20 protein-coding genes are annotated in these 25,087 nt (G+C 73.1%); 5 read left to right on the top strand and 15 right to left on the bottom strand.

The features are described 5' to 3' along the window. Window positions 1-8 precede the first annotated feature (8 nt). The 7 genes from Cba03nite_RS14445 to Cba03nite_RS14420 all read right to left on the bottom strand — a co-directional run bounded on the left by Cba03nite_RS14445 (window position 9) and on the right by Cba03nite_RS14420 (window position 6,146). Window positions 9-1,622 carry an FAD-dependent oxidoreductase gene (locus tag Cba03nite_RS14445; RefSeq protein ID WP_203746019.1) on the bottom strand — a complete coding sequence of 538 codons (1,614 nt, stop codon included), beginning with the start codon at window positions 1,620-1,622 and terminating at the stop codon, window positions 9-11. Window positions 1,623-1,692: 70 nt separating this feature from the next. After that, complete coding sequence (locus Cba03nite_RS14440) at window positions 1,693-3,786, bottom strand: hypothetical protein (RefSeq protein ID WP_203746018.1); 2,094 nt, start codon at window positions 3,784-3,786, stop codon at window positions 1,693-1,695. A 60-nt stretch (window positions 3,787-3,846) separates the two neighbouring features. After that, window positions 3,847-4,503 carry a DUF5317 family protein gene (locus Cba03nite_RS14435; RefSeq protein WP_203746017.1) on the bottom strand — a complete coding sequence of 219 codons (657 nt, stop codon included), beginning with the start codon at window positions 4,501-4,503 and terminating at the stop codon, window positions 3,847-3,849. After that, window positions 4,500-4,634: a hypothetical protein gene (locus Cba03nite_RS40300; protein ID WP_275411588.1), complete on the bottom strand. Its 135-nt coding sequence runs from the start codon at window positions 4,632-4,634 to the stop codon at window positions 4,500-4,502. Before Cba03nite_RS40300 ends, Cba03nite_RS14435 begins: the two co-directional genes overlap by 4 nt. Before the next feature lie 170 nt (window positions 4,635-4,804). Beyond that, on the bottom strand, window positions 4,805-4,954 hold the full coding sequence (locus Cba03nite_RS14430) for a hypothetical protein (RefSeq protein ID WP_203746016.1): 150 nt from the start codon (window positions 4,952-4,954) through the stop codon (window positions 4,805-4,807). A gap of 17 nt (window positions 4,955-4,971) precedes the next feature. Beyond that, window positions 4,972-5,991, bottom strand: coding sequence for a cupin-like domain-containing protein (locus tag Cba03nite_RS14425; RefSeq protein ID WP_203746015.1), 1,020 nt, complete (start codon window positions 5,989-5,991; stop codon window positions 4,972-4,974). Then, window positions 5,988-6,146 carry a hypothetical protein gene (locus tag Cba03nite_RS14420; RefSeq protein WP_203746014.1) on the bottom strand — a complete coding sequence of 53 codons (159 nt, stop codon included), beginning with the start codon at window positions 6,144-6,146 and terminating at the stop codon, window positions 5,988-5,990. Before Cba03nite_RS14420 ends, Cba03nite_RS14425 begins: the two co-directional genes overlap by 4 nt. 212 nt (window positions 6,147-6,358) lie before the next feature. Here Cba03nite_RS14420 and Cba03nite_RS14415 point away from each other — a divergent pair, with 212 nt between their 5' ends. After that, a complete protein-coding gene (locus Cba03nite_RS14415) occupies window positions 6,359-9,172 on the top strand; it encodes an AfsR/SARP family transcriptional regulator (RefSeq protein ID WP_203746013.1) in 2,814 nt (937 codons plus the stop codon). Window positions 9,173-9,180: 8 nt separating this feature from the next. On the opposite strand, the gene Cba03nite_RS14410 is transcribed toward Cba03nite_RS14415, so the two are convergent. The 4 genes from Cba03nite_RS14410 to Cba03nite_RS14395 all read right to left on the bottom strand — a co-directional run bounded on the left by Cba03nite_RS14410 (window position 9,181) and on the right by Cba03nite_RS14395 (window position 12,863). Then, window positions 9,181-9,333 carry a hypothetical protein gene (locus Cba03nite_RS14410; protein WP_203746012.1) on the bottom strand — a complete coding sequence of 51 codons (153 nt, stop codon included), beginning with the start codon at window positions 9,331-9,333 and terminating at the stop codon, window positions 9,181-9,183. A gap of 162 nt (window positions 9,334-9,495) precedes the next feature. After that, window positions 9,496-10,098, bottom strand: a complete 603-nt coding sequence (locus Cba03nite_RS14405) for a hypothetical protein (RefSeq protein WP_203746011.1) — start codon at window positions 10,096-10,098, stop codon at window positions 9,496-9,498. 46 nt (window positions 10,099-10,144) lie between these two features. Next, on the bottom strand, window positions 10,145-11,392 hold the full coding sequence (locus Cba03nite_RS14400; protein ID WP_203746009.1) for a nickel/cobalt transporter: 1,248 nt from the start codon (window positions 11,390-11,392) through the stop codon (window positions 10,145-10,147). 127 nt (window positions 11,393-11,519) lie between these two features. Continuing rightward, the gene (locus Cba03nite_RS14395; protein WP_203746007.1) at window positions 11,520-12,863 is read right to left on the bottom strand and encodes a golvesin C-terminal-like domain-containing protein; all 1,344 of its coding nucleotides are present in this window, start codon (window positions 12,861-12,863) and stop codon (window positions 11,520-11,522) included. 365 nt (window positions 12,864-13,228) lie between these two features. On the opposite strand from Cba03nite_RS14395, the gene Cba03nite_RS14390 reads away from it, so the two are divergent. Next, the gene (locus Cba03nite_RS14390) at window positions 13,229-14,824 is read left to right on the top strand and encodes an MFS transporter (RefSeq protein WP_239125730.1); all 1,596 of its coding nucleotides are present in this window, start codon (window positions 13,229-13,231) and stop codon (window positions 14,822-14,824) included. Between the two features lie 14 nt (window positions 14,825-14,838). Here Cba03nite_RS14390 and rph read toward each other — a convergent pair whose 3' ends face one another. From rph to Cba03nite_RS14375, 3 genes are all read right to left on the bottom strand, one after another. Beyond that, the gene (gene rph / locus Cba03nite_RS14385; RefSeq protein ID WP_203746006.1) at window positions 14,839-17,430 is read right to left on the bottom strand and encodes a rifamycin-inactivating phosphotransferase; all 2,592 of its coding nucleotides are present in this window, start codon (window positions 17,428-17,430) and stop codon (window positions 14,839-14,841) included. Between the two features lie 153 nt (window positions 17,431-17,583). Further along, entirely contained in the window at window positions 17,584-18,018 is a 435-nt protein-coding gene (locus tag Cba03nite_RS14380) for a VOC family protein (RefSeq protein WP_203746005.1), read from the bottom strand. A 79-nt stretch (window positions 18,019-18,097) separates the two neighbouring features. Continuing rightward, complete coding sequence (locus Cba03nite_RS14375; protein ID WP_203746004.1) at window positions 18,098-19,432, bottom strand: M23 family metallopeptidase; 1,335 nt, start codon at window positions 19,430-19,432, stop codon at window positions 18,098-18,100. Window positions 19,433-19,618: 186 nt separating this feature from the next. On the opposite strand from Cba03nite_RS14375, the gene Cba03nite_RS14370 reads away from it, so the two are divergent. The 3 genes from Cba03nite_RS14370 (at window position 19,619) to Cba03nite_RS14360 (ending at window position 24,267) form a co-directional block, all read left to right on the top strand. After that, entirely contained in the window at window positions 19,619-20,632 is a 1,014-nt protein-coding gene (locus Cba03nite_RS14370; RefSeq protein WP_203746003.1) for a LacI family DNA-binding transcriptional regulator, read from the top strand. 67 nt (window positions 20,633-20,699) lie between these two features. Continuing rightward, window positions 20,700-21,263 (top strand): signal peptidase II, encoded by a 564-nt coding sequence (locus Cba03nite_RS14365; protein WP_203746002.1) that lies wholly within the window; start codon window positions 20,700-20,702, stop codon window positions 21,261-21,263. A 142-nt stretch (window positions 21,264-21,405) separates the two neighbouring features. Continuing rightward, on the top strand, window positions 21,406-24,267 hold the full coding sequence (locus tag Cba03nite_RS14360) for a WD40 repeat domain-containing protein (protein WP_203746000.1): 2,862 nt from the start codon (window positions 21,406-21,408) through the stop codon (window positions 24,265-24,267). A gap of 467 nt (window positions 24,268-24,734) precedes the next feature. Here Cba03nite_RS14360 and Cba03nite_RS14355 read toward each other — a convergent pair whose 3' ends face one another. Continuing rightward, window positions 24,735-25,085: a hypothetical protein gene (locus tag Cba03nite_RS14355; protein ID WP_203745999.1), complete on the bottom strand. Its 351-nt coding sequence runs from the start codon at window positions 25,083-25,085 to the stop codon at window positions 24,735-24,737. Window positions 25,086-25,087: the final 2 nt, after the last annotated feature.

Raw genomic sequence — 25,087 nt, 5'->3', positions numbered from 1 at the left:
TCTCCTGCTCAGCGCCGGCCGCGTACCAGGGTGGCGCGGCGCTCGCTGGGGTCGTGGCCGGTGACCACGACGGTCGCGTCGCGGCCCGGGTAGGTCATGGCGGGGAACTCGGCCGGCACCGGCGTCGGGTCGGCCGGCGGGTTGGTCATGTCGTACGGCGGCGGGAACGGCGCGGCCTGCTCGATGAGCTTCTCGTAGAAGTCGAGCCACTTGCCCTGGTTCCAGGCGACGGCCCCGACGACCCGGCCCTTGTAGCCGTACGCGGCGACGAACTGGCGCTTGTCCACCGACCCCTGGGTGATCGCGATCTGGTCGGCGATCACCGGCACTCCGACCGACTTGATGTTGTTGCCGAACTGCAGCGACCAGAACGCCGACACCTCCAGGTGCGGCCAGCGGTCGGTCTTGCCGCTGATCATGTTGTGCGCGGCGACCTGCGCCTGGGTGACCGAGTTGCCCCAGTGCTCCATGGCCAGGAATTGGTAGCCGAACATCGGCTGCGGCTGCCGGGCGACGTCACCGGCCACGAACACGTCGTCGGTCACCAGGCCGTTGGCGTCGAACGCGCGGCAGCCCGCGTCGCACGCCACCCCCCACATGCCCACGGCCAGGTTCGAGCCCTGCAGCCACTCCACGTTGCGGATGCCGCCCAGCGCGACCACGGCCACGTCGACGTCGAGCGTGGTGCCGTCGGACAGCAGCGCCCGGCGCAGCCGGCCGTCCTCACCCTGCAGCGAGTCGACCCTCGTGTTGACCCGCAGGTCGACGCCGTGCTCGCGCATGATGTCCGCCGCGATCCGGCCGATCACCCCGCCCAGCGCCCCGGCCAGCGGGGCCGGGCCGGCCTCGGCCACGGTCACCGGGATGCCCAGCTCGACACAGACCGACGCCATCTCCGACCCGGTGAACCCGGAGCCGATGACCAGCACCCGGCGCGGCTCGGCCATCAGCCGCTCGCGCAGCCCGGTCGCGTCGGCGCGGGTGCGGATGGTGAAGACGCCGTCCAGCCCGGCCTCCTCCGGTACGAACCACGGTCGCGCTCGGACACCGGTGGCGATCAGCAGCCGGTCGAACCCGACGTGCTGGCCGTCGGCCAGGGTGACGAAGTTGTGCTCCAGGTCGAGGCCGGTCGCGGCAACGCCGAGCTTCCAGTCGGCGGCGATGTCGCGCCGCCGCGGCAGGGTCGTGTCGGCCGAGGCCGCCCAGCCGGTCTGCACCTGTTTGGACAGTGGCGGCCGGTCGTAGGGCTCCTCAGGCTCATCGCCGATCATGGTCAGCTTGCCGGTGAACCCCTCGGCACGCAGCTGCTCGGCCGCTTTCAGCCCGGCCAGGGACGCGCCCACGATCACGATGCGGCCCTCGTGGCGCAGGCGGTCGTCGCCGTCGGCCGACACGGTCGCGGTCGGCGGGGGTGTCGGCAGGTCGGCCATGTCCACCTGCAGCGCCTGCACCGGGCAGGCGGCAGCGGCGCGCAGCACCTTCTCCTGCAGCTCGTCCGGCGGCGCCGGGTCGAACATCAGCGCCTCGTCGCCGACCATGCGGAACGCCTCAGGCGCCAGGAATGCGCACTGCGCGTACCCCTCACATTTCGTCAGGTCCACCACCACACGCATGGAAGCCATCGTCCCACCGAGGCTGGGCACATCCGCTCGTTTACGACATTTTGCCGTGCTGGGCAGCCCTCAGCGACCTTTACGCCTCATTCGGCTGTGCCTGAACGGCCGCGGGTTCGCCGCCGGGCGCGCCCGCCTGCCAGGCGGCCCGCCAATCCACGATCAGCGCGGCGTACCCGTCGACCGCGGCCCGCGCGGCGGCGACGGTGTCCTGCCGCCGACCCGCGTCGAGGCGCGGGAAAGCGGACTGGCCGTGGGCTCCGAACGCGCGCGCAGTCGCCGCGAACGCCCGGTCCGCCGCCTGGTACCACCCTGACTCGTGCCCGAACAGCCGCACCAGCGTGGCCATGTTCAGCTCGGCCTGCACCAGCCGCCGCCCCGCCGTGCCGGTCGGGGTGACCAGGTCGACCCGGCGGCCGAACGGCACCCGCCGAGCACGGGGGACCAAGGTGAACCTCGGCTCTCCAGCGGCGGCCACACCTTCCAGGTGGGCGACCACGGCGGCGAGATCGTCGGCGACCGCGCCCGGGACCGAGGCCAGCGCCTCACTGCTGCGCGGGCGGCCCGCCGTCAGCCGGGCCCACAACGCGACGGTACGGACCATCGGCAGCGCCACCAGCAGCACGGTCGCCCCGACGGCCAGGATCACCACCAGCCCCGCCCAGCGGCCGGTGACGTCGGCGGTCAGCCGCCAGTCGAGGATCTCGGTGACGTCCGGGCCGGGCAGCGAGTCGACGACGTGCCACGCCGCGGCGGTCAGCGCCTGCGACGCCTCCGTCCACGGTCCCGCCACCGGGGCGGACCCGGTGGCCGCGTGCGCCGACCGCAGCAGCGTCAGCGCCGCGGCCGCCGCGATCACGAGGTGCACCGCCCGCAGCAGGTACGCCCGTAGATCCTGGCGCAGCCCGCCGGCCGTGTCGCCGTAGTCGGCGTGGCCCAGGATCGGCTGCCGCCGGATCACCGCCCAGACCAGGTGCACGAGGAACGCGACGGTGAACCAGCGGCCCGCGGTGATGAGCAGCTGGTCCAGCGGCAGCCCCCACGGCTGCCACGTCGCGTGATGGTGCAGCCAGACGGCGGCCGGGGCGTCGCCGCCCAGGAAGCCGATCACCAGCGTGAACGCGAGCAGCGCCTCCAGGAACTCCGGATCCGACCACAGGAAGACCAGCACGATCAGCAGCAGCACCAGCCATACGGCCAGGGTCACGCCGAGCTTCTCCCATGCCCCGAACGGTCCGGCCGACGGCAGCAGGAGCCGCCGCGCCGGGCTGTCCAACCAGACCAGCAGGGCCGCGCAGGCCAGGGTGATGAGGGCGGCCTGCTCGCTCAGGACGTCGTACATCCAGCGCACGGCGACCGCGGCCACGAGGGCCAGGGCCGCCGCCACCACGACACCCACCAGCGTGGTCAGGGACAGGATCCGGGTCGGCGTGTGGCGGTACAGCTCGACCAGGGCCCACCCGGCTCCGGCACCGGCGGCGATGGTGGTGAGACGCGGATCGGCCAGGCTGCTCCACAGCCTGCGGGCGCGGAACCGGTGCGCCAGCGCCTCCGAGTACTCGCGCTCCCGGGCGCGGTCCTCGGCCTGGCCGTACAGGGCGATGCCGACGCGGACCAACGGCGGGATGACCACGAGGATGAACGCCAGTTCGAGCACGTGGCCCGCCAGCCCCGGCAGAACCGGCGGCTCCGCCCATTCCAGCCGGGCCGGGATGTCGAGCAGCGGCACGGAGCCGACCAGCCGCCACAGGTAGAACCGCTCGATGGTCCACAGCGGCGGCGGGTCGTCCGACAGGGCGATCGTCAGCGCGACCACGGCCTGGACGCTGGCCAGGATGCCCGCGCCGGAGGTGATGAGCGCGATGAGCAGCAGGCGCCGCTGGCTCGGGTCGGCCAGCGAGACGACCACGTTGCGGGTGACGACGACCAGCATGACCACGGCCAGCGTGCCGATGACGGCCACGACCGCCCAGCGGCCGAACGGGCCGAATCCGACCGCCGCGGCCAGCAGCAGCCGGAGCAGCCCGACGAGCGCGGCGGTGGCGGCGAACGCGAGCAGGACCGGGGCGATCCACGCCCGGATCGGCTTGCCGGCCGTCTCGTCGATCCAGGCCTGCGCCCGGTCGCGCCACCGGTCGTACCCGTCGAACATCGGCGTCAGAAGACGCTCCACACTGTCCACTTCGGCTCCCCACCTCGTGCGCGATGATGATCCGCCGCGCCCCGGCAGCCGTCAATCTGAAGCGGGCCGGCTGCCGGCCGGCCGCGGCTGCAGGGTCTGGTCGGACTCGTCGTCGACGACCTCCGAGGCGAGGGGGTCGGTGATCCGTCGCGGGCGCATGGCGGCGACGAGCAGCGTGGTGATGCCGCCGATCAGGAGCAGGTCGCCGACGCTGAGCAACACGGCGGTGCCGGGCACGGCGATGACGTCACTGAGCCAGTAGAGGCGGTGCTGCCCTGCCTCCCACGCCGCATGGCCGACCGTCGTGTCAGCACCGGTCTGCCCGGCGGGCTGGGCGTACGGCATCTCGCCGCCGTTGACCGCGATGGCCAGCGCGTTCGCGGCAGCTCCGGCGAGCAGGGCGCTCAGCCCGGCCTGCTGGCCCCGCGTACGCCCGCGCAGGTTCACGCCCACCCATGCCGCGCTGAGCGTCCACGTCGCCGCCGCGAGCGCGAGGCCGCTGTCCTGGCGCAGCGGCTGCGGCAGCCAGCCGGGGTCGGCGTACCGCAGGGCCGCGATCGCGGCGGCTGCCCACAGCAGGGCGATCCACCGCAGCCGCAGCCGGGTCAGGCGCAGCGGGTCGCGGCCCAGGAGCACGCCCATGACCCCGGCTACGAGCAGCGGCGATGCGATGAACAGAGCCGCGGTGAGGCTGGGGACGGCCGTCACGGCGCTTTCGGGTCGTTCTGGATCATCGGTGCGGCGATCGTGTAGAGCGTGGTGAGCAGGGTCGCGGCGGTGACGATCGCGCCGGTCACGCGGACCGCGGCACGCTCCTTGAGCGGCTTCTTCTTCTCCATGAGTCCTCCCATCCAGGTCGCCGACACCAGGGTCGAACCGGCAGAGCCACATGTCAATGCGCCTGTCGGCCTTCACGCCCCGGCTCCACGGTCCGGATCGGCCTCCGGCGGATTCCTCAGTCGCACCCTGCCGCCGCGGCGGTCCGGCGTGGACCGTCGCGGCGGGATGCTCAGCCCTTCGTGGTCTCCGGCGGCGGGTCCTTCGGGTTGATGGCCGAGACGGCGCCGCGCTCGGCGGCCGTCGCGGCCGTCAGCGCGGCGCCGCCCAGCACTGCGGCCAGCAGGGCCGCGACAGCGGCCACCCGGGTGGTCACGGACATGTGGTGCTCCTTCATCATCAGGCCGCACCGGTGGAGTGCGGCTCGGACAGGTAGGTGTTGCCGCCGGGCACGGCGAACCGGTGGAAGCTCACGGTGACCGCCGGATCGAGCGCCCGCACCCAGTGCCACCAGCCGAACGGGATGAACAGCGCCTCACCCGGCTCCAGGACGGTCTCCAGCACGGTCGCCGACGCGTAGTCGGGGAACCGCGACAGGTCGGGGGCGTCCGCGTCGACATGGCTGAACGTCCCGCCGCGCGGATACACCAGGTGCCGCTGGAACGACGGCACCAGCCGCACCCGCTTACGGCCCAGCACCTGGCACAGCAGGATGTTCATGTTGTCGTGGTGCAGCGGCGTGACCGTGCCCGCCGGGCCCAGCAGCAGCGTCATCTCCTCCGGCAGGACGTCGTCGGGCACGATCCCGGCCGGTGGCACGATGTCGTCGCGCATGCCGGCCAGGCCGTCGCGCCGCCAGTTCTCGTTGCGCGGCACCATGTAGTTGTCGTTGCTCGGGCCCGCCTCCACCAGGTCCAGGTAGCTGCCGAACGGCATCGGCGTGCGGTGGGCGTCGTAGCGCCAGGCATGGTCCGGATCGGCCTCCCGGCCCGTCATCACCTCGACCGTCACGTCGCCGAACCGGTGACGCAGCCCGCCGAACGTCCACTCGCGCGCAGGGCTGCCGTCGAGCAGCCCTTGCAGCACCACGGGCCGGTGGCCGTGGTAGTACCGGGCGAAGAACTCCGCGGGCGCGACGCCGCGGCGCCGTTCCAGCACGCCACCGCCGTCGGCCGCGCGCAGCTGCCCGTACGCGTCCAGCAGCGCCTCGGCCCGGCCGTACTCGGCGGCGATCCGGCGGGCGGCGGCCAGGTACGGGTGGGCCGAGGCCCGCTCGACCTCCGCCGCGGCCGTCACCGCGTCGTGCCCGGCGTCGCGCAGCGCCGAGACGATCTCGCCGTCCGGCACGCCGAGGGCGACGTTCTCCGCCACCCAGCCGCGCCAGCTCCCGTCCAGGGCGGTCGGCGAGGGTGCCGTCACGCCCCGGCCTCGCTGCCCGGGGCCGGCGGCGGGGTTGGCCGGCGCGGCGCACGCGCCGGCAGCGTGATGCACTCGACGTAGTTGCTGCGCACGTGCGCCGGGATCGAGTCGGGCGCGCCGCCCGTACCCGCGACGGGACGAAGGGTCGGCTTCATCAAGGCTCCTCTGGGCCGGGCGGCGGGCCGGTCCCGCCGCGCCCGGTCAACCTGCCGCCACCCGCTCGCAGCCCGCGTGCAGCGCGCTTGCACCGCAGCTCAGCCCCTACCGGCGGCCGCTGTGGGCAGCCAAGTGCACCGCGCCGGTACCGTGTGTCACCGCTGTCGACACACTGCCGAGGAGAGTTGTGGAGTTCCGGATCCTTGGGCCGTTGGAGGTTCACTCCGGCGGCAGCGGCCTGAACCTGGGCGGCCCCAAGCCCCGCCTCATCCTCGCCTCGCTGCTGCTGGCCGGACGGAGCGTGGTCACCGTGGACCGGCTCATCGCCAACGCGTGGGGCGAGCAGCCCCCGCCGAGCGCGGTCAACGCGCTGCAGACCTACGTGTCCCGGCTGCGCGCGGCGCTGGGCGGCGACATCCTGGCCCGCCGCCCGGCCGGCTACCTGCTCGACATCGCCCCCGGCCAGGTCGACGCGCACCGGTTCGAGCAGGCCCTGGACCGCGGCCGCCGGCTCCTGGCCGCGGGGGACGGGGCGGCGGCGCTGGAGGTGCTGGCCGCCGCGCAGGCCCTGTGGCGGGGCGGGGTACTGTCCGACCTGGCCGAGGCGCCCTTCGCCCAGGGCGAGATCCTGCGCCTGTCCGAACTGAGGCTCGTGGCGGCCGAGACGCACGCCGAAGCGCTGCTGGCCGCCGGGCGCACCGCCGAGGCCGTCGCCGCCGCCCAGGCCCTCGTCGCCGAGCACCCGCTGCGCGAACGCGCCCGCGCCCACCTCATGCTCGCCCTGTACCGCGACGGCCGGACCACCGAGGCGCTCGACGCCTACCGGGAGGCCCGGCGCCTGCTCAACGAGGAGTTCGGCATCGACCCGGGCACGCAGCTGACCGCGCTGGAAGGCGCGATCCTGCGCCAGGATCCGGCCCTGACCCCGGCTCACCCGGCGGCAGCAGGCCCGGCACACCAGCCCTCGCCATCGGCCGTCCAGGCTCCGGCCACGACGGCGGTGACCGGCCACGCAGGACAGGCCGGCCGGGTCGATCTGCCCGCCGACCGGTTCATCGGCCGGCAGCGGGAGACGGCCTGGATCCACCACGCCCTGACCGAGCATCGGCTGCTGACCCTCACCGGACCCGGCGGCAGCGGCAAGACCCGCCTGGCCCGGCACGCCTGCCACGACCGCGGCCTGCCCGTCCACGTGGCCGAACTCGCCGAGCTGACCGACGCCACGCTGCTGGAGGCCACGCTGGCCCAGGCATTCGGGCTCGCCGTGCTCGCCGACCTCACCACCGTGGCGGCCGCGCTCGGCGACGGCCCCGTCCTGCTGCTGCTGGACAACTGCGAGCACCTGACGCATGAGCTGGCCCCCGTGGTGGCGCGCCTGCTGGCCGACGTGCCCGGCCTGCGGATCGTCGCCACCAGCCGCAGCCCGCTCGGCGTGGCGGGGGAGCGGCTGCTGCCGGTGGAGCCGCTCGGCCTGGCCGAGGCCGCGGAACTGTTCGGCGACCGGGCCGCCGCGCTGTCCCCGCACTGGCAGCCCAGTGCCGAGGAGCTGGCGACGGTCCGTGCGATCTGCGCGTCCGTCGACGGCCTGCCGCTGGCCGTGGAGCTGGCCGCCGGTCAGACGGTGGTCCTGTCCCCGGCCCAGATCCTCGCCGGGCTGGACCGGCTGGAGGCGGGCAGCCTGCGCCGGGACCTGCCCGACCGGCACCGCACCATGCGCAACACCATCGACGTCAGCCACCGGCTGCTCGACGACGGCCAGCGCGACCTGTTCGGCCGCCTCAGCGTGTTCGCGGGGACCTTCGACCTCGACGCCGCGGCGGCCGTCGCGGGCACCGGCAGCGGCGTGATCCTGCCCGCGCTGACCGGGCTCATCACCGGATCCATGCTGGCCACCGTCCCGGACACCAGCCCGCGCCGCTACCGCATGCTGCAGACCCTGCGCCAGTACGCCGAGCGCGGCCTCAGCGAGACGGACCGCGTGGACCTGCACCGGCGGCACCTGCGGTGGATCTCGCCGCTGGCCGCCGAGGCCGACCGCGGGCTGCGCGGCCCGGACGCCCCGCACTGGCTCGCGGTGCTGCGCTCGGCGCAGGCCGACGTGCGCGCCGCGCTCGGCCACGCCCTGTCCGGCGCGGACCCGCACGCCGGGCTGCGGCTGGCCGCCGACGCGTCCTGGTTCTGGTACCAGCGCGGGCACATCGCGGAGGGGCACCGGTGGCTGCTCGGCGCGCTCGACGCCGCCGCGGGCGCGGCGGCCGAGGACCGGGCCCGCGCGCTGACCGGGTTGGCCTGCCTGCGCTACCTCATCGGCGACTTCGGCGGCGCTGGGCAGGCCATCACGACCGCCGTCGAGCTGGCCACCGCCGGAGGCAGCGCGGCCACTCTCGCCCGCGCGCACGCCTACCACACCTACTACCTGGCGCTGGTCGGGCGCGGGGAGGACGCGGCGGCCGCCGCCCGGGACGCGGTCGCCCGGTCGCGGGACACCGGGCTGGACTGGCTGCTGGCCGAGGCGCTGATCATCGCCGGGTTCGTGGCGCGGCTGTGCGGCGACTCCGCTGCTGCGGCGTCCACCCTGGACGAGTCGGTCGAGGTCGGCGACCGGTGCGGCTTCGCGTGGGCGGCCAGCTCGGGCCTGTGGAACCGGGCCGGTCTGGCCGTGGACCTCGGCGACCTCGACACGGCGGAGCGGGCCGTGCGCCGGGCCGTGCGCGAGCTGGACCGCCACGACGACCTCACCGGCTGGCTGACCTGCCTGAACCTGCTTGCGGGGATCCTCAGCATGACCGGCCGCGGCTACGACGGGGCGGTGCTGCTCGGCGCCGTGCGGGCCCTGGGCGGCCGGGTGGGCTACGACCCGCTGCGGATGGATCCGCTCAACGGCGAGCGCACCGTCGCCGCCGTGGCCGCGTCGGTGACCGCCGCCGACCATGCCGCCGCGCTGCGGCAGGGCGCAGGCCTGAGCCGGGCCGAGGTCAGCGCGTTCGTCACCGCGACCGACGGCGCCGCGCCTCACCGCAGCTGACCGCGTCGTCAGCCGCGCGGCCCCTTCGGCGGGATGTCGTACACCTCGGCGACGGTGCGCGGCGGCACCGGTGGCACGGCCCGCAGCGCGGCGGCCGCGGCCAGCGCCAGCGTCAGGGCGAGCAGGAGCGGGGCGGCCCGGCGGATCGTGATGGTCTGCATGTTCGTCTCCTCGGCACTCGGGATCGACGGCCCCGCCCGCCGCACGGCGGGTGCGGTGGGCGGGGCCGCGTCGAGCGTGCCGGGGCGGCCTTGCCGCGGGCGTGCAGACGGCGTGCAGCCGCTCGACGGGCGCGGGTAGGACCGTCGCCGGACGGGCCCGTATCAGGCGCAGGCGGACAGGACGGCCTTCTCCGCGGTTCGCATCGCGGGCGACTCGATGACGGCCCGGAGCTTCGCCTGCTCGCCGTCGGAGCCTTCGACGGCGACGATCGCCTGCTCGACCGCCAGCTGGTAGGCGGAGATCTTCGCCTTGAGCTTCGCATCGGCGGTGAGTTCGGCGGACCCGGCGACGCCGACGTGCATCGCGGTGTAGACCGCGTTCAGGTCGGTGGTGGCCTTGGCGAGATCGTCGTGCGACAGCCCGCTGCGGCCGAGAACCGCCGCCACCGGCGCGAGCGCGTCGACGGCGGTCCGGCGGGCAGCGGTCACCGCATCGCACGCGTCGGCGATCCGCGGATCGAGCGTACGCGCAGGGGCGGCCGGGGCGGTCGTCGTGCGAACCGCGGCGGTCGCGGTGGGGCTCACCGTCGCGGCCGGACCGGCTGGCGTGGTCGCGGCTGGTGTGCCGGGGCCGGCCGGCGTGCCGGGGCCGGTGGCGGCGGTCGGTGTGGCCTGACCGCAGGCGGCGGCTCCCGCCAGGGCGAGACCTGCCAGCGCGATGGCCACCAGGGCGGTGCTTGGACGGCGGCCGGTGTCGAATCGCATGGATACTCCTTGCTGCCCGCTCGGCTGCCGGGCGGGCGGATCGGGATCAGAAGGCGAGCGCGGCGCGAGCGGCCAGGCCGAAACCGACCACGATGATGACGGAGGCGGTCGCCTCGGCGGGCACGGTGAGCCGGCCGAGCCACGCCCAGCGGTCGCGTGCCCGGAGCAGCAGCAGACCGGCGGCCGTGAGCATGGCCGCCATGCCCAGGCCGTACACGATGATCAGAATGATGCCGAACCAGAGACGGCCCAGCGCCGCCGCGCCCAGCAGCACGACCAGGGCCGTGGGACTCGGCACGAGGCCACCGGCGACGCCGAGCGCGGTGAGGTTCCGGCGGCGGCCGTCATGACCGTGGCTGTGGCTGTGGCCGTGATGATGGTGGTGGTGCGCTCCGTGGTGGTGATGGTGGTGCGGCCCTCCGTGCCGGTGGGCCCGCCGGTGCCGCAGGCCGCTGACGAGCAGGCCGATCCCCACGACGGTGATCAGGACACCGCTGGCCACGCCGAGCCACCTGAGCACCGATTCGGCGGCCAGGCCGGCGAACGTGGTGGTGGCGATACCGAGGATCAGCACCCCGGCGGTATGCGTGAGCGTGACGGTGCCGCCGACGATGACCGCGTCCCGCCGCCGCCCCTGCCGTCCGGCCAGGTACAGGGCCATCACGGTCTTGCCGTGCCCGGGAAGTGCCGCGTGCGCGGCGCCGAGCAGCGCCGCGAAGAGCACGGCCAGCAGCAGCACCTGCGGGGACGGGTCGCCGACGGCGCCGGCGAGCCACGCCTCGGCGCGCTGCAGCCAGCCGCCCCGCGGCGCGGGAGCGGTGGCCGGTGCGCTCGCGTCTGCTCCGGGCTGCAGCGTCAGCTGTGCCGACCGTTCGTAGGGCGGCAGCGTCGCCGGCATCGGGACGCCCGCCCCGGCCAGCACGATCTGGTTGGCGCCGACCCGATCGGGCAGGTATCCGTTCACGACCGAGATGGACGCCGCCGGGTCCACTCGGGCCGGGGCCGACATCCGGCAGGTGAGCCGGATGGTCTCCATGCCCGCCGGGCCCTGCCGCTTCGCCTCCTGGGACTGCAGGGTCCATCGCAGCGGCGCCTGCCCGACGGCGGCCCGCAGCTCGGTGGCGAAGGCGGTGCAGTCGGGGGTGAGCTGTTTGGCCGCGACCTCGCCGACGTCGAGCACGGCGACGACGTCCACCCGGTCGGTGTGCAGGGTCACCTCGACCAGTTGGTCGATGGAGAAGGGGGTCAGCGGGTGGGCGGCGATGGCCGCGCCGAGCAGGACCGTGAGGATCACGAGACACACTCCGTGGCGGTTGTCGACTCACGAGGGCGGATGCGGCGGTGGCGTGTGGGGGCGGGCGGTCGCCGCACCCCCACACGGTCAGCGCACGTGCACGTACGGATGTGCGGCGTCCCGCGGTTCAGCTGATCCGGGTGACCTTCACGGCGTCGGCGATGACGTATCCGGTTCCGGCGGTCCACCGGCTGACGCCCACCTTGTTCTCGTCTCCGGCGGACAGGGTGAAGTTGCCGAGGGACACCCATTTACCGCCGTTGGCGCGCTGGTTGACGTTCACGATCTGGTTGCCGGTCGGGGTGACCACGATGTACGGCGTCACGTCGTTGTATCCGGCGTTGGCCGAGTACCAGACCGCGACCTGGTAGGTGCCCGTCGCCGGGATGTCCACCTTGTACCAGGCGGGGTCGCTGGCCGAGACGGGATCGGCGAACCGGTAGTCCGCCCCGTACCGCTGGCCGGAGTAGGTCGACGTCCCCCAGCTCGCGCTCGCCGTGAACCTGCCGGGGGTGGTGTTGTCGACGACGGTGCTCCACGCGGCGGGGATCAGGTTGAGGTTGCTGAGGACGAACTGGTTCGCCGCGTCGGTCTTGTACGTGTTGAGGAAGGGGGAGTAGGTCTTCACGTCGAGCGTCTTGGCGTTCGGGTCGACCGTCATGATGCGCAGGAAGCTGTTGGGGTCGCGCTGGGAGGAGTTCTGGTAGTCCGCCTGGATCTGGTGGACCGTGTTGCCCTTGGTGCCCTGCTGCGTGATCACACCGGCGTTGACGTAGTGGCCGGAGAACGTGAACCGGAAGTTGCCCTGCTTGCTGACCAGGTTGGTCCACAGGTTGTTGCCGTTGGTGTCCTTGGTGGTGCCGTTCTGGTAGGCGTGGGTGACCAGGATGGCGTTGTGGTTGGGGTGCGCGGCCACCACGGAGTTGGCCCACGTGATCTCCGCGGCGCTGGGCGCGTACTTCATCGCCACCACCAGCCAGTCCACGCCGCCCGCGCTGAACGTGTGGTAGGTGTTGTCGTTCTGGTTGGCGGGGTACGTCCCGCCGAACGACGGCAGCGCGGTGAAGTTAGACCGTGGGTAGTGGGTGTTGTAGCGGGTGGCGGCGCGGGTGGTGACCGAGTCCAGGTCGTGGTTGCCCGGCCCGATGATGTAGGGCACGTCGTCGGTGGGCAGGCCCATCGCGCTCTTGCTGTTGTTCCACTGGGCGAGCTGGTCGGAGTTGTCGACCACGTCACCGACGTGCAGCACGTACTTGATGTTCCGTGCCGTCCGCTGGTCGGCGACCCACTGCATCTGGGCCCGGTACACCTCAGGCCAGTACTCGGAGGCGTACTGGGTGTCCGGCAGCATGACGATGGTGAAGGTCTCCGCGGCCAGTGCCTGCGCGGGTGCCGCAGGGCCGTGTAGGACCGTCACCATGAGCGCGGTCAAGGCCGCCCCGAGCAACCGGGTGGTCTTGGTGATCCTCATTCGTTCCTTCCTTCGTCGGTCGGTGGAGCAGGACCGTGCGGCACGTGGCATGAAGGACCGTCCCCGGCCCGGCCTGGGCGGAAGGGGCATCCACATTGCACTGACGAAGAAAGTTTCCGAACGGCGCCGAAAGACCGCAACTAACCTTTAGCGATTGATGTCAATCTGTGACGTGGGGTCGCCCACGGTTCACGAACCGCTCACCTGCGATAAAGGTCGGCCCACGAAGCCACGGCGGCACCACGAGGTTCCCCGGTGGAGGGCTTAATCACCGGATAAGGTGTTTGATGCGGTATGAGCCCGTATGCAACAGCCTCCGCCGGCCGCGTAGCCGGCCGTGACCGCGTCCCGGAAAGGAACGCCACGTGAGCAGCCCCACTGAGCCGGAGACGGTGGCCCCACCCGGACAGGGCCGGGTGCTGACCGCGTTGATCCTGGTCGCGGCCGTGGCCAACCTGAACCTCGCCGTCGCCAACGTGGCGCTGCCGGACATCGGCCTGGCCTTCGACTCCTCGCAGACCGCGCTGAACCTGATCGCCGTCGCCTACTCGCTCGGACTGGCCTGCTCGGTGATCTACCTGGGTGCGCTCGGTGACCGCTACGGCCGCAAGCTGATGCTCTTGCTCGGCGTCGCCCTGTCGATCCCTGCCTGCCTGCTGGCCGCGTACGCCCCGACCGACACTGTCCTGATCGTGGCGCGGCTGCTCGGCGGCTTCGCCGCGGGCATGGCCTACCCGACGACCCTGGCACTGATCACCGCACTGTGGTCCGGCGCCGCGCGCACCAAGGCCATCGCGCTGTGGTCGGCGCTCGGCGGGGCGATCTCCGCGCTGGGGCCGCTGGCCGCGGGCTTCCTACTGGAGCACCACTGGTGGGGGTCGGTCTTCCTGCTCACCCTGCCGCTGGCCGCCGTCGCGCTCATCGCCGCGCTCGTGCTGGTCCCCGCCCACGTCAACGAGACCACCGAGCCCGTCGACAACCTCGGCGGCGTGCTGTCCGTGGCGCTGGTCGGCGCGCTCATCCTCGCCATCAACTTCGCCCCGGTGCCCGGCTCCGGGACCCTGGTCGCGGTCTTCACCGCGGTCACCGTGCTGGCCGGCGCCGCGTTCGTCGTACGCGAGCGCCGTGCCGCCAACCCGCTGTACGACCTGAACGTCGCCTCGCGCCGGATCTTCTGGGTCGCCGCGTGCGCCGGCATCGTCGTGTTCGGCTCGCTCATGGGCGCGATGTTCATCGGCCAGCAGTTCCTGCAGAACGTCCTGGGCTACTCGACCATCGACGCGGGGATGGCGATCCTGCCCGCCGCCCTGTTCATGGTCATCTGCGCGCCCCGCTCGGCCAGGCTCGTGGAGACCCACGGCGCGCGCTTCACGCTGCTGGTCGGATACGTGTTCGTGCTGCTGGGCTTCCTGACCATGCTGCTGCTGTGGGGTGAGGGCGCCGCCTACTGGAAGATCGGACTCGGCTACGCCTTCATCGGGGCCGGAGTCGGGTTCGCGGGCACCCCGGCCTCGCGCTCGCTGACCGGAGCCGTGCCGGTCACCCGCGCGGGCATGGCGTCGGGCACCGCCGACCTGCAGCGCGACCTCGGCGGAGCGATGATGCAGTCGATCTTCGGCGCCCTGCTCACCGCCGGCTACACGGCCGCGGCGACCGCCGACCTCGCCACGGCGCCTCCCGCCGACGTGAACGCGAGCGTGCAGGCCCAGCTGACCAAGTCGTTCGCCGGCGCCGCGGCCACCGCCCAGCAGTACCCCCAGTACAGCGAGCAGATCACCGCCGCCGCCAAGACCGCGTTCCTGGAGGGCGACCAGTGGGCACACCTGGCCGGCATCGTCGCCGTCCTGATCGGCGGCGCACTGGTGTACTTCTTCTTTCCCCGGATGCGGGATGAGCGCAAGCTGCTCGCCGCGTACCACGCCCAGGACACGGCGCGGGTGCCGGCGGCCGAAAGCCGCTGACCGGGCGGCTGTGCTCAGGGCAGCAGCTCGACGTAACCGTCACTGCCGTGCACGCGGATCCGCTGCCCGTCGGCGATGAGCCGGGTCGCGTCGGCCACCCCGACGACGGCCGGCAGGCCGTACTCCCGGGCGATCACCGCGCCGTGCGTCATCAGCCCGCCCACCTCCGTCACCAGGCCGGTGACGGAGACGAAGAGGGGTGTCCAGCTCGGGTCCGTGTGCGCCGTGACGAGGATGTCACCGGGTTCGAGATCCGCCTGGGCCAGGTCCAGGATGACGCGGGCCCGCCCCTCGACCGTCCCGGCGGAGACCGGCAGGCCGGCCAGCGCCCCGTCCGGCACGTCGTCGCGCCGGTACGCGCCGGAGACGGCCTCGCCGTCCGAGGTCAGCACCCGCGGCGGCGTGAGCGCCTGGTACGACCGGAACGCCTCCCTGCGCTCCGAGACGAGCCGCGCATCCACGGTGCCCGACCGCACGGCGTCGTGCAGCTCCTGGAACGTCAGGTAGAACGCGTCCTCCACGTCGGGCAGCACGCCCGACCGCACGAGGCGCTCGGCCTCGGCGACCAGGGCCTGCTTGTAGACGAAGTAGCGGCTGACGATGTCGTACTTCGGGTACTCCCGGTACCCGATGAAGGTCCGGACCCGGTCGATCATCCGCTTGGTCTCGGCGGCCTTGCGGTCCCCGTCCGGCAGGGCCCGCAGGCGTGACAGCACGTCCTGCTCCTTCTGCAGCGCCTGCTGCCGCCCCCGTTCGAAGCGCCGCGCTGCGGCGCCCGGCTCGAAGTTCCGGACGTTGTCGAGGATCGCCGGCACCAGCGTGGCCGGGCGCTCGCGCCAGCGCGGGCGGGTGATGTCGATCTCGCCGACGCAGCGCATGCCGTACCGGTCGAGGTAGGCGTCGACGGCGTCGCGCGCCTGCGCTCCGCCGGCGAGCTTCGGCAGCTCGTCAAGGAAGCCGTCGTCGCCCGCGACGTCCTGCAGGAACGCCACCACCTCCGGATGCGGGCGGATCACATCGGCGACGTCCAGCAGCGCCAGCCCCATCTCCGACGTGATGTTGCCCGGGGCGGACAGCGTCAGGGTGTCGGCCGCGTTCTTCTCACCCAGCCAATCCTGCAGCCGGTCGTTGAGCCACCAGGTGGCCTCCATACCCGCCATGATCGCCTGCATGCTCAGCGGCTGGGCGAGGACGCGTTTGTGCTCCTGGACCGCCTCCAGCAGGAACTCGAACAGTGCCGGTCCGCTGTGGTCCGCGATGTCGCGCCGCAGCGCGGCCAGGGACGCCTGGCTGCGCTCGATCAGCTCGGCGACGATGGCCGGATCGGTCTCGATCGGGGCGGGCGCGCCACCGGGCGGCGGACCGGCGGGACCGTCGTCAGGCAGCGTCGGGATGAAGTCGCCGCGCTCGAGGACAGTCTCCAGCGCGTCCCTGACCAGCGGATCGCCCTTGCCCATCAGATCCAGCAGGGCGGCGCGGTTCGCGGGCGAGGCCAGGCGCCGGGCGACGTCGACGAACAGCCTCCCGCCCGCCTCGTGCATCGGCGCCATGGCCGTCAGCTGCCACATGGACAGCCCCAGCGGCTTCATCGCGTCGGTCATCATCTGCTGGTGCCCCACGGACACGTAGAGATGATTCTCCTGGTCGTGCGCGGTGGGCACGGGGAACAGCGTGGTGATCGGCCGGCTCTGCACGATCTGGAAGCCGTCGCCGTCCAGGCACCACTCGATGTCCTGCGGACGGCCGAAATGCGCCTCGATCCGCCGCCCCAGCTGCACCAGCCGTACGACCTGGGCATGCGTCAGCGCCGGCTGCTCCTGCCGCGGCAGGTCGATCGCCACCTCCCGCGTCCCGCCGCCAGGCAGGGCACTGACGGCAAGCTGCTTGGCGGAGACCGTCTCGGCGATCACCTCGCCGTCGCGCACCTTGAAGACGTCCGGGTTCACCAGGCCGGAGACCAGCGCCTCGCCCAGGCCGAACCCGGCGTCCACGGTGGCGACCCTCCGGTTGCCCGTGACCGGGTCGGCCGTGAACAGGATGCCGGACACCTCCGCGAAGACCATCCGCTGCACGACCACGGCCATCTGCACCGTGCGGTGATCGATGCCGTTGCGCAGGCGGTACGTCACGGCCCGCTCGGAGAACAGCGACGCCCAGCACAGGCTGACGTGATCGAGGATCGCCTCCGGCCCCACCACGTTCAGATAGGTGTCCTGCTGTCCGGCGAAGGACGCCGTCGGCAGGTCCTCCGCCGTCGCGCTGGACCGCACGGCGTAGGCCGCCTGCTCGCCGTGCCGGGCGAGCGCGCTGGTGATCTCCGCCGCCAGCTCGGCCGGGACGGCGATCCCCGCGACGGTCCGGCGGACCTCCGCGCTGAGCGTGCGGATCGCCTCCCGGTCGTCCGGGTCCAGGCGCGACAACCGGCCGAGCTGATCGCCGAGCGTCGGCTCCTGCGCCATGACCTGCCGGAACGCATCCGTCGTCACGCAGAACCCGGCGGGCACGCGGATGCCCTCGATCCGCGACAGCACCCCCAGGTGCGCGGCCTTGCCGCCGACCACCGCCAGCTGCGTACCGTCGACCTCTTGCAGCTCCAAGACACCCACGTCGTTGCCCCCTGTCCTCGTCGGCGCCGGGTCGGCCGCCGATTCTGCGGCAAGACCGGGGTCTTGCCGCAAGACCCCGGGTGCGCTATACGTTAGAAGTGGCAGGGGGCGTTCTTCCTGCCTCTTCTTCTGCCGTCGCCGCGTGGCGGCCGCTCAGTCGAGGCAGAACTCGTTGCCCTCGACGTCCTGCATCAGCAGGCACGACTCGTTGAACTCGTCGGCACGCCACAGGTGTACGCGGGTCGCACCGAGCGCGACCAGCCGGGCGCATTCGGCCTCCAGCGCGGCCACGCGCTCCTCACCCTTGAGCCCGGTGCCGACCCGCACGTCGAGATGCAGCCGGTTCTTGACGACCTTGCCCTCCGGCACCCGCTGGAAGTACAGCCGCGGGCCCACCCCGAAGGGATCCATGGCGACGGCCGCCGCACCCTGGCGCTCGGCCGGCAGCGTGCGTTCGTAGTCGTCCCACGAGGCGAAGCCCTCCGGCGGCGGCGGGACGACGTAGCCCAGCACCTCGCACCAGAAACGGGCGACGCGCCCAGGCTCTGCGCAGTCGAAGGTGACCTGAACCTGCTTGATCGACTTCATCCCTACACCCTAAGGGCAAGATCTGTCCGACCCGAGTCCGATGCGGCGGGAGCACGAGCGCGCTCCCGCCGCGCATGGGTCAGCCGGCGAGGGCGATGTCGGTGACCTGCCCGCCGCCCGCCATGGTCAGCCACGAGGTGTACGGTCCCTGCTTGGCGTAGTAGTTACCGCTGCCGATGAAGGCGAACCAGTCCTGGCCGTTGACGGCGACGTCGCGCACCTGCCCGCCGGTGGCCAGCGCCAGCCAGTCGGCGTAGAGCCCGGCCTTGGCGTAGAAGTCGCCCGACTGGATCCAGCCGATCCAGTTCCCGGCGAGCACCACCCTGGTCGCGCCACCGGCGTTGACCGCCCGCCACGACGCGTACGCGCCGTCCTTGGCGTTGAGGATCCCGGCCGCGTTGACGAACGCGAACCGCTCGCCGCTGATCGCGATGTCGCGCACCTGCCCGCCACCGGCCATGCTCAGCCAGCCGCCGAAGATGCCCTGCTTGGCCAGGAAGTCGCCGCCCTGGATCAGCCCGATCCAGTCGCCGTTCAGCTCCACCCGCGTCGCCCCACCGGCGTTGATCGCCTGCCAGGCCGCGTACGGCCCGTCCTTGACGTACGCGACGCCCGCCGTGTTGACGAACGCGAACCGGTTGCCGCTGATCGCGATGTCGCGCACCTGCCCGCCGCCGGCCATGGTGAGCCAGCCGCCGTAGACGCCGTCCTTGGCGTAGAAGCTGCCGCCCTGGATCCAGCCGATCCAGTTGCCGCCGAGCACCGCCTTGGTCGCGCCGCCCGCGTTCACCGCCTGCCAGGAGGCGTACGCGCCGTCCTTGACGTGCAGCACGCCCGCCGCGTTCACGAAGGCGAAGCGTTCGGCGACGGCGCCCGCGGCGGGCAGGTCGGCGAAGGGCAGGTTGATCGCCGCGCCCTTGGTGACCGTGCCGCCGCAGGTGTACGCCGGGCTGATGCCGTAGACGGCGTTGTTGCGCCAGATCTCGAAGTGCAGGTGCGGGCCGGTGGAGTTGCCGGTGCTGCCGACGTACCCGAGCAGCTGGCCCTGGCCCACCGCCTGCCCCGCGCCGACCGACGGCGCCTGCACCATGTGCAGGTACCGGGTGACGTAGCCGGCGGCGTGGGAGACGGTCACGGTGTTGCCCCCGCCGGAGGTCCACCCGGCGAACGTCACCGTGCCGGGGTAGGCCGCGCCGATCGCCTTCCCGCTGTTCGCGGCGATGTCGACGCCGTAGTGGTCACTGTCGGTGCTGCCGCAGCGGTTGGACAGCACGCCGGTGACGACGCCGTCCACCGGCTGGATCATCGCGCCGGTCTGCGCGGCGGCCGGCTGCGCCGGGACCAGCACCAGCGCGCCCATGAGCGCCGCGACCGCGAGGCTCCACCATGTTCTCTTCGCCGCCCGACCTGTCATCGACCGTCATCTCCTTCCGGGGGGTGTGGCCGGAGAAGTTAGCAACAGCCGCGTACAGCGCGTGTACATGTCGGGATAGGAGCGCGCGGGACGGCTGTGCGCGGCAGGCGCTTCCCGTGAGAGCGCTCTCGCCCGTATCGTCGGGATACCGCTATCCACGGACGAGGCGGAGGGTGCAGGTGCCGCATGAGCAGGTCAAAGCCGACCATCGATGACGTCGCGCGGGTGGCGGGCGTGTCCCGGGCCACGGCATCACGGGTGATCAACAACGCGCCGGGCGCGTCCGGGCCGTTGCGGGTGCGGGTGCACGAGGCGGTGGCCAGACTCGGCTACCGGCCCAACGAGGCGGCTCGCGCCCTGGCCTCCGGCCGGCCGCGGGTGGTCGACGTGATCGCCGTGAGCTGCAACCTGCCCGGCGGCTGGCTGGGCTCGAACCCGTACTACGGCCGGGTCCTGGCCGGGATGATGCCGCTGCTGGAGGGCATCGGCGCCCAGCTGCGGGTGCACGCCCTGACGCACGAGTCGGCGGCCGAGTCGCTGGACGAGATCGCAGCCGGCGTCACGCTGGGCGCGGTGCTGTCCGACATCACCCCGGCGCTGGCCGCACGCTTCCACCGCCGCTGCCGGCGCGTGGTCTCGCTGGTGCCGACCGCGGAGACGGTCCCGGCGATGGTCGCCGACAACATCGGCGGGGCGTACGCGGCGATCACGCACCTGCACCGCCTCGGCCGCCGCCGGATCGCCGCGATCCACGGCCCGGCGGCCAGCACCTGCGCCGCCGACCGGCGCATCGGGCACCTGCGCGCCCTGCAGCGGCTGGGGGCGGCCGAGATCAGCGCCGAGGCGGCGTTCACCCGGGAGGGCGGCTACGACGCCGCGCAGCGGCTGCTGGCGCAGCACCCGGACCTCGACGCCGTCTTCGTGGCCTGCGATCTGATGGCGGCTGGCGCGGTCCAGGCGCTCACGGCCGGCGGCAGGCGCGTGCCCGAGGACGTCAGCGTCATCGGGTTCGACGACAGCGTGGCTGCGATCTGCGCGAACCCGCCGCTGACCACGGTGCGCCTGCCGGTGGAGGAGATGGCCGCCGCCGCGGTGCGGCTGCTGCTGTTCGGCGACATCGCGCCCGGCCACCGCCAGCAGTTCCCGGCCGAACTCGTGCTGCGCCAGAGCACCGCCCGCCGGGACGCACGCGGATCGTGAAGATCGTTCGCGGGTGGGTTACTGTTGCCAGCCGGCGAGCTGGTCAACGGTGTACGGAGAGATCGTGATGGCGACAGTGCAGTCTGAGTCCACCGTCCCCGCCCCCGGGCGCCGCGCCCCGCGGCAGTTCGCGGTCGTGCTCGCCCTGGCCGCCGTGCTGGTGCTGGTGGATCAGCTGACCAAGTGGTGGGCGGAGTCGAAGCTGACCGGCCGGGCGCCGATCCAGGTCGTCGGCGAGCTGATCCAGCTGCGGCTGACCTACAACCCGGGTGCGGCGTTCTCCATCGGGACCGAGTACACCTGGGTGCTGACGCTGTTCGCGGCGGCGACCGTCGCGGTGATCACCTTCGTCGCCCGCCGGGTGCGGTCGCGGGCCTGGGCCGTGGGGCTGGGCCTGGTGCTCGGCGGGGCGACCACCCACCTGCTGGACCGGCTGCTGCGGGAGCCGGGTTTCGCGCGCGGCCATGTGGTGGACTTCATCGACTACGGCCCGTTCGTGGGCAACGTCGCGGACATCGCGCTGGTGCTGGGAGTGGCCCTGACCATGGTGCTCAGCCTGCGCGACATCCCGATGAGCGGGCCCGCCGCCGAGCCGGCGACCGCGCCCGAGCAACCGGCCGCGACGCCGTAGCCACCCGCCCGCCGTACGCGGACCGGTGCGGCCCGGCGGGCCGAGTGGCCGCATCTTCGACCGGGACGGGCCGTTGTCCGTGGTCGTGATTCCGGCCGATGATTTTCGGCGGACGCTCACGTCCACATAGGTCGGAGGCACCGTGGACACCGGACAGCACCTCGCATCGGCCGCGTCGCCCGAGCAGCCGCCCGCGGCACCCGGTGACTGGAGCGATCCCCACGACCACTGGCTGCGCCACCCGCCCGAGCTCGCCTCCGCGCTGCTGGCCGAACGCCTCGCCACCGCCGCCGTGCTCGTCACGCGGGCCGACGCCGAGCAGGTGTCGCGCGAGGTCCGCAAGCGCGCCAAGCGCCGTTCCAAGCTGTGGCTGCTGATGCTGCTGCCATGCCTGTTCGTGCCGGTGTTCGGCGTGCTGGTGCTACTGGCCGTGGTGGTGTACCTGGTCCGTTCGCTGGCCGCCTTCGAGGAGCCGATCCCGTTCACGCTGCGGCTGCGCCCGCACGGGGAGGGCACCCGCGTCGTGCCGGCCGACCCGGACGTGCTGGACAGCGTGGTCGGCCGGGAGCTGCGGCGGCTCGCCGCCGAGTCGGGCACCGAGCGGCAGGTGCTGTCGGCCCGGCTGTTCGCCGGCCCGGTGCGCCTCGGGTGGGCGCGCCCGGCTGTGGCGAGCCCGCCCCGGCCCACGATGACCGGCGTCGGTGTGCCGCGCCTGCGCCGCGCGCCGACCTCGTGGAACGGGCAGCTGCTGGCGCTGGTGGCGGTCCCGACGGGCATGCTGCTGTACGCGATCTGGGTGTACTTCCTCTTCATCGGCGCTCATCCGGCGGTCACCGGGCAGCAGGCGCAGCTGGTGGCGTACTCGCTGGGCCCGATCTTCGCCGCCCTGGCCTGGCCCGCGCTGCGGACCTACACCTGGGGCAGGGGCTGGGTGATCCCGACGGCGTTCGCCGCCGCGGTGATCGCGCTGTGCACCTTCATCGTGCACGGCACGCCGTTCTACGGCACCGCGATCGTGCTGTGGGCGGCACCGGCCCTCATCGCGCTGCTGCTGAGCCGGGCCGCCCCCGGCCGGGCCGCGCTGCGGTTCAGCCCGGACTGGCAGCGCGGGAGCGACCACGCCAAGGACGCCTACGCCGCGGCGCTGGCGGCCTGGGCGTCCACGGCCGCCGCCCGGCCGGTGCCGCCTCCGGCGAGGCCCGTCTTCGTGTTCGGCGGAGAGCCCGCGTCCTGGGACCTGCTGACCACGACGCTGGGCAGCGCGGTGCTGGGCGGGGGCGGACGGCTGGCGGTCATCCAGCTCGGACCGGTCGCCTGCGCCACGACGCTGGCCGAACTCGCGGCCGCACGTGGGGTATCCGTACGCCACAGCGGCCCGGAACCGCGGGCCGGGGCCACCGGAAACGGTCCGCAACTGGAGATCGTCGACCTGGCTTCCGTGCCCGATGACGCGGCGACGGCCCTGACCGGTCACGCCGCAGCCGGATCCTGGCTCGTCGTGGCGGACGCGGGACGGCTCGCGCCGGAGCATGTGCGGTCGCTGCTGGCGGCTCGCGCAGCCCAAGCCGGGCTGATACTGCTGTTTGCCCAGCCCGACTCGGAGACGCTGAAACTGGCCGCGTCCACAGCGGCGACCACCGGGTTCCTGCGAGTACGCGAGCAGAGCAAGGCCGAGCTGGCCGCCGGGTTCATCGGGCCGGTCGCCGTCGAGGTCGGGCCGCTGCTCGGCGGTGCCGCCGCACCGGGGCCCGGGACCGCCGCGCCGCCCTGGCCCGTCCCTGTCCGGCAGGTGGCCGACGCCCGGCTGCTGGGCGCGCTCGACCCGGCCGACATGATCGTCGTGGACCTCGCCGCCGACGGGACCCGGCAGGTGAGCTGCGTCGGTATCGACCCGGTCCTGTCCTGGACCCCCGGGCCGCCGCCGCCGACCGCCGCCGCCCGGGCGCGGGTCAGCCGTCCGGGCACGCTCGTGCAGCGGGTCGCGGCCGTCGCCGCGGTCGCGGGCGTCGTGCTGTTCGCGGCGGTATGGTTCGAGCCCGAGCCGCCGTACGTGGGGCTGCCGCAGACGCCCCGGCTGGTGCTGAGCCTGCCGCAGTACCGGGGGGCCATGGGGATCGCGCTGAGCCCGGACGGCTCCATGGTCGCGGGCGGCAGCTCGGACGGCCGGGCCTACGTGTGGCATCTCGCCACGGGCCGGCGCACCGAGCTGACCTCGTCGACCAGCAATCTGAACAACGTGGACTTCAGCCCCGACGGCCGGATGCTGGCGGGCGGCGCCGGTTCGGGTGAGGTCGTGCTCTGGGACCTGGCCACCGGCGAATCCACCATGATCATGGAACAGGAGAACAGCTCCACCATGACGGAGGTGGCGTTCAGCCCCGACGGAACGCTCCTGGCAGCGGCGATGAGTGACGGCAGCATCCGGCTCTGGGACGTCAAGGCCGCGAAGATCGTGGCGCAGCTTCCCGATCCGGTTCTCAACGCGCGGCTGGTCGGCGTGCAAGCCATCGCCTTCAACCCGGGCGGCGCGACGCTCGCCGCCGGCTACCTCGACGGCAGTGTGCTGCTGTGGGATCCGCGCAAGGCCACGATCGTGGCCAGGCTGGCCGAGCCAAGCACCTTCGCGGGAGGGTGGCAGCCCACGATCGCCTTCAGCCGTGACGGCGCGATCCTCGCGGCCGGCGAGCCCACGGGCGGGATCCGGTTGTGGGACCGGTCCAGGGGCCGGACGATGGCCACGCTCCCGGGCTCGGAGTCCGCCCCCGTGCGGGCGCTGGGCTTCAGCCCTGACGGCAGGACGCTGGTCTCCTCCGACGGCACCGACACGATCGTGTTCTGGGAGTTCGCCGACGGCAAGCGCCTGGGCACGCTACCCGCGCGCCTGAGATTCGTCACCGATCTGCTGTTCTCCCCGGACGGCCACACGCTGATCTTCAGCGCCGTGTCCGAGACCTACGACTACGAGCACGTGCATCTGTGGGACACGAGCTGGTTCAGCCGCTGACCCGGCCGGCCGGGCCGGCCCGTACCAGGTCGCGGCGACCGCGGCGACCAGCAGTGCCGCCCCGGCCAGGGCCAGCGCGATGCCGCGCCGCAGCGCCCGCACCGACAGCAAGGCCTCGACATGCTCGTGGTACGCGGGGGAGTGGAACTCGTCCATGGGCAGCAGCCGCAGCCAGCCCGTCGCGGCTCGGATCAGCGACAGCGCGCCTGCGGTCCCGATCACGAGCGCCAACAGCAGCAGCACGCCGACCGCCCGTGCCCACGGCGGCGTCAGCTCACCGATGTCGGAGCGCCCCTTCACGATGCCGAACCCGGCAACGGCCGCCAGCAGCCCGCCGATGCCGTTGCGCCAGGAGGCCGCCGCCGCTCTGACCCGGGCGAGTTCCGTGCGACGCAGGGCGTCCAAGGCCTGCGCGGTGTGCAGTTCGTGCACGGTGGCGGCGGGCCCGGGCCGCAGTACAGGACTCATCAGGCCGCCACCTCGACGATCATCTTCCAGTAGGCCCCGCAGCCGCTGTACCCCTCCGGCCGGCCCGCGTGCTCCAGGGGACACGTGCATATGAACAGCCGCGACGACGGGTCGGACGAGCCGTCGGGAGGCGGCGGGGCCGGCCCGTCGTCGCGACCGGCGAACACCGTGTTCACCAGGACGATCTCCATTTCCCCCCGGCACTGCGGGCACGGGCCGGTGACCAGCACGATGCCGTGCCTGGCCTCGGCGGTGGTGAACGTCTCGGCCGCCGTGTTGGCGTAGGAGCCGTCGGTCCGCTCCTGGTACGGCGACGGGTCGTGCGGCGCGGGCGGTGGGCTGGTCGTCATCT

This window comes from Catellatospora bangladeshensis, from assembly GCF_016862575.1.
In the GTDB taxonomy this organism is placed as follows: Bacteria; Actinomycetota; Actinomycetes; order Mycobacteriales; family Micromonosporaceae; genus Catellatospora; species Catellatospora bangladeshensis.
This window is presented reverse-complemented; position numbering and strand designations above follow the sequence as displayed.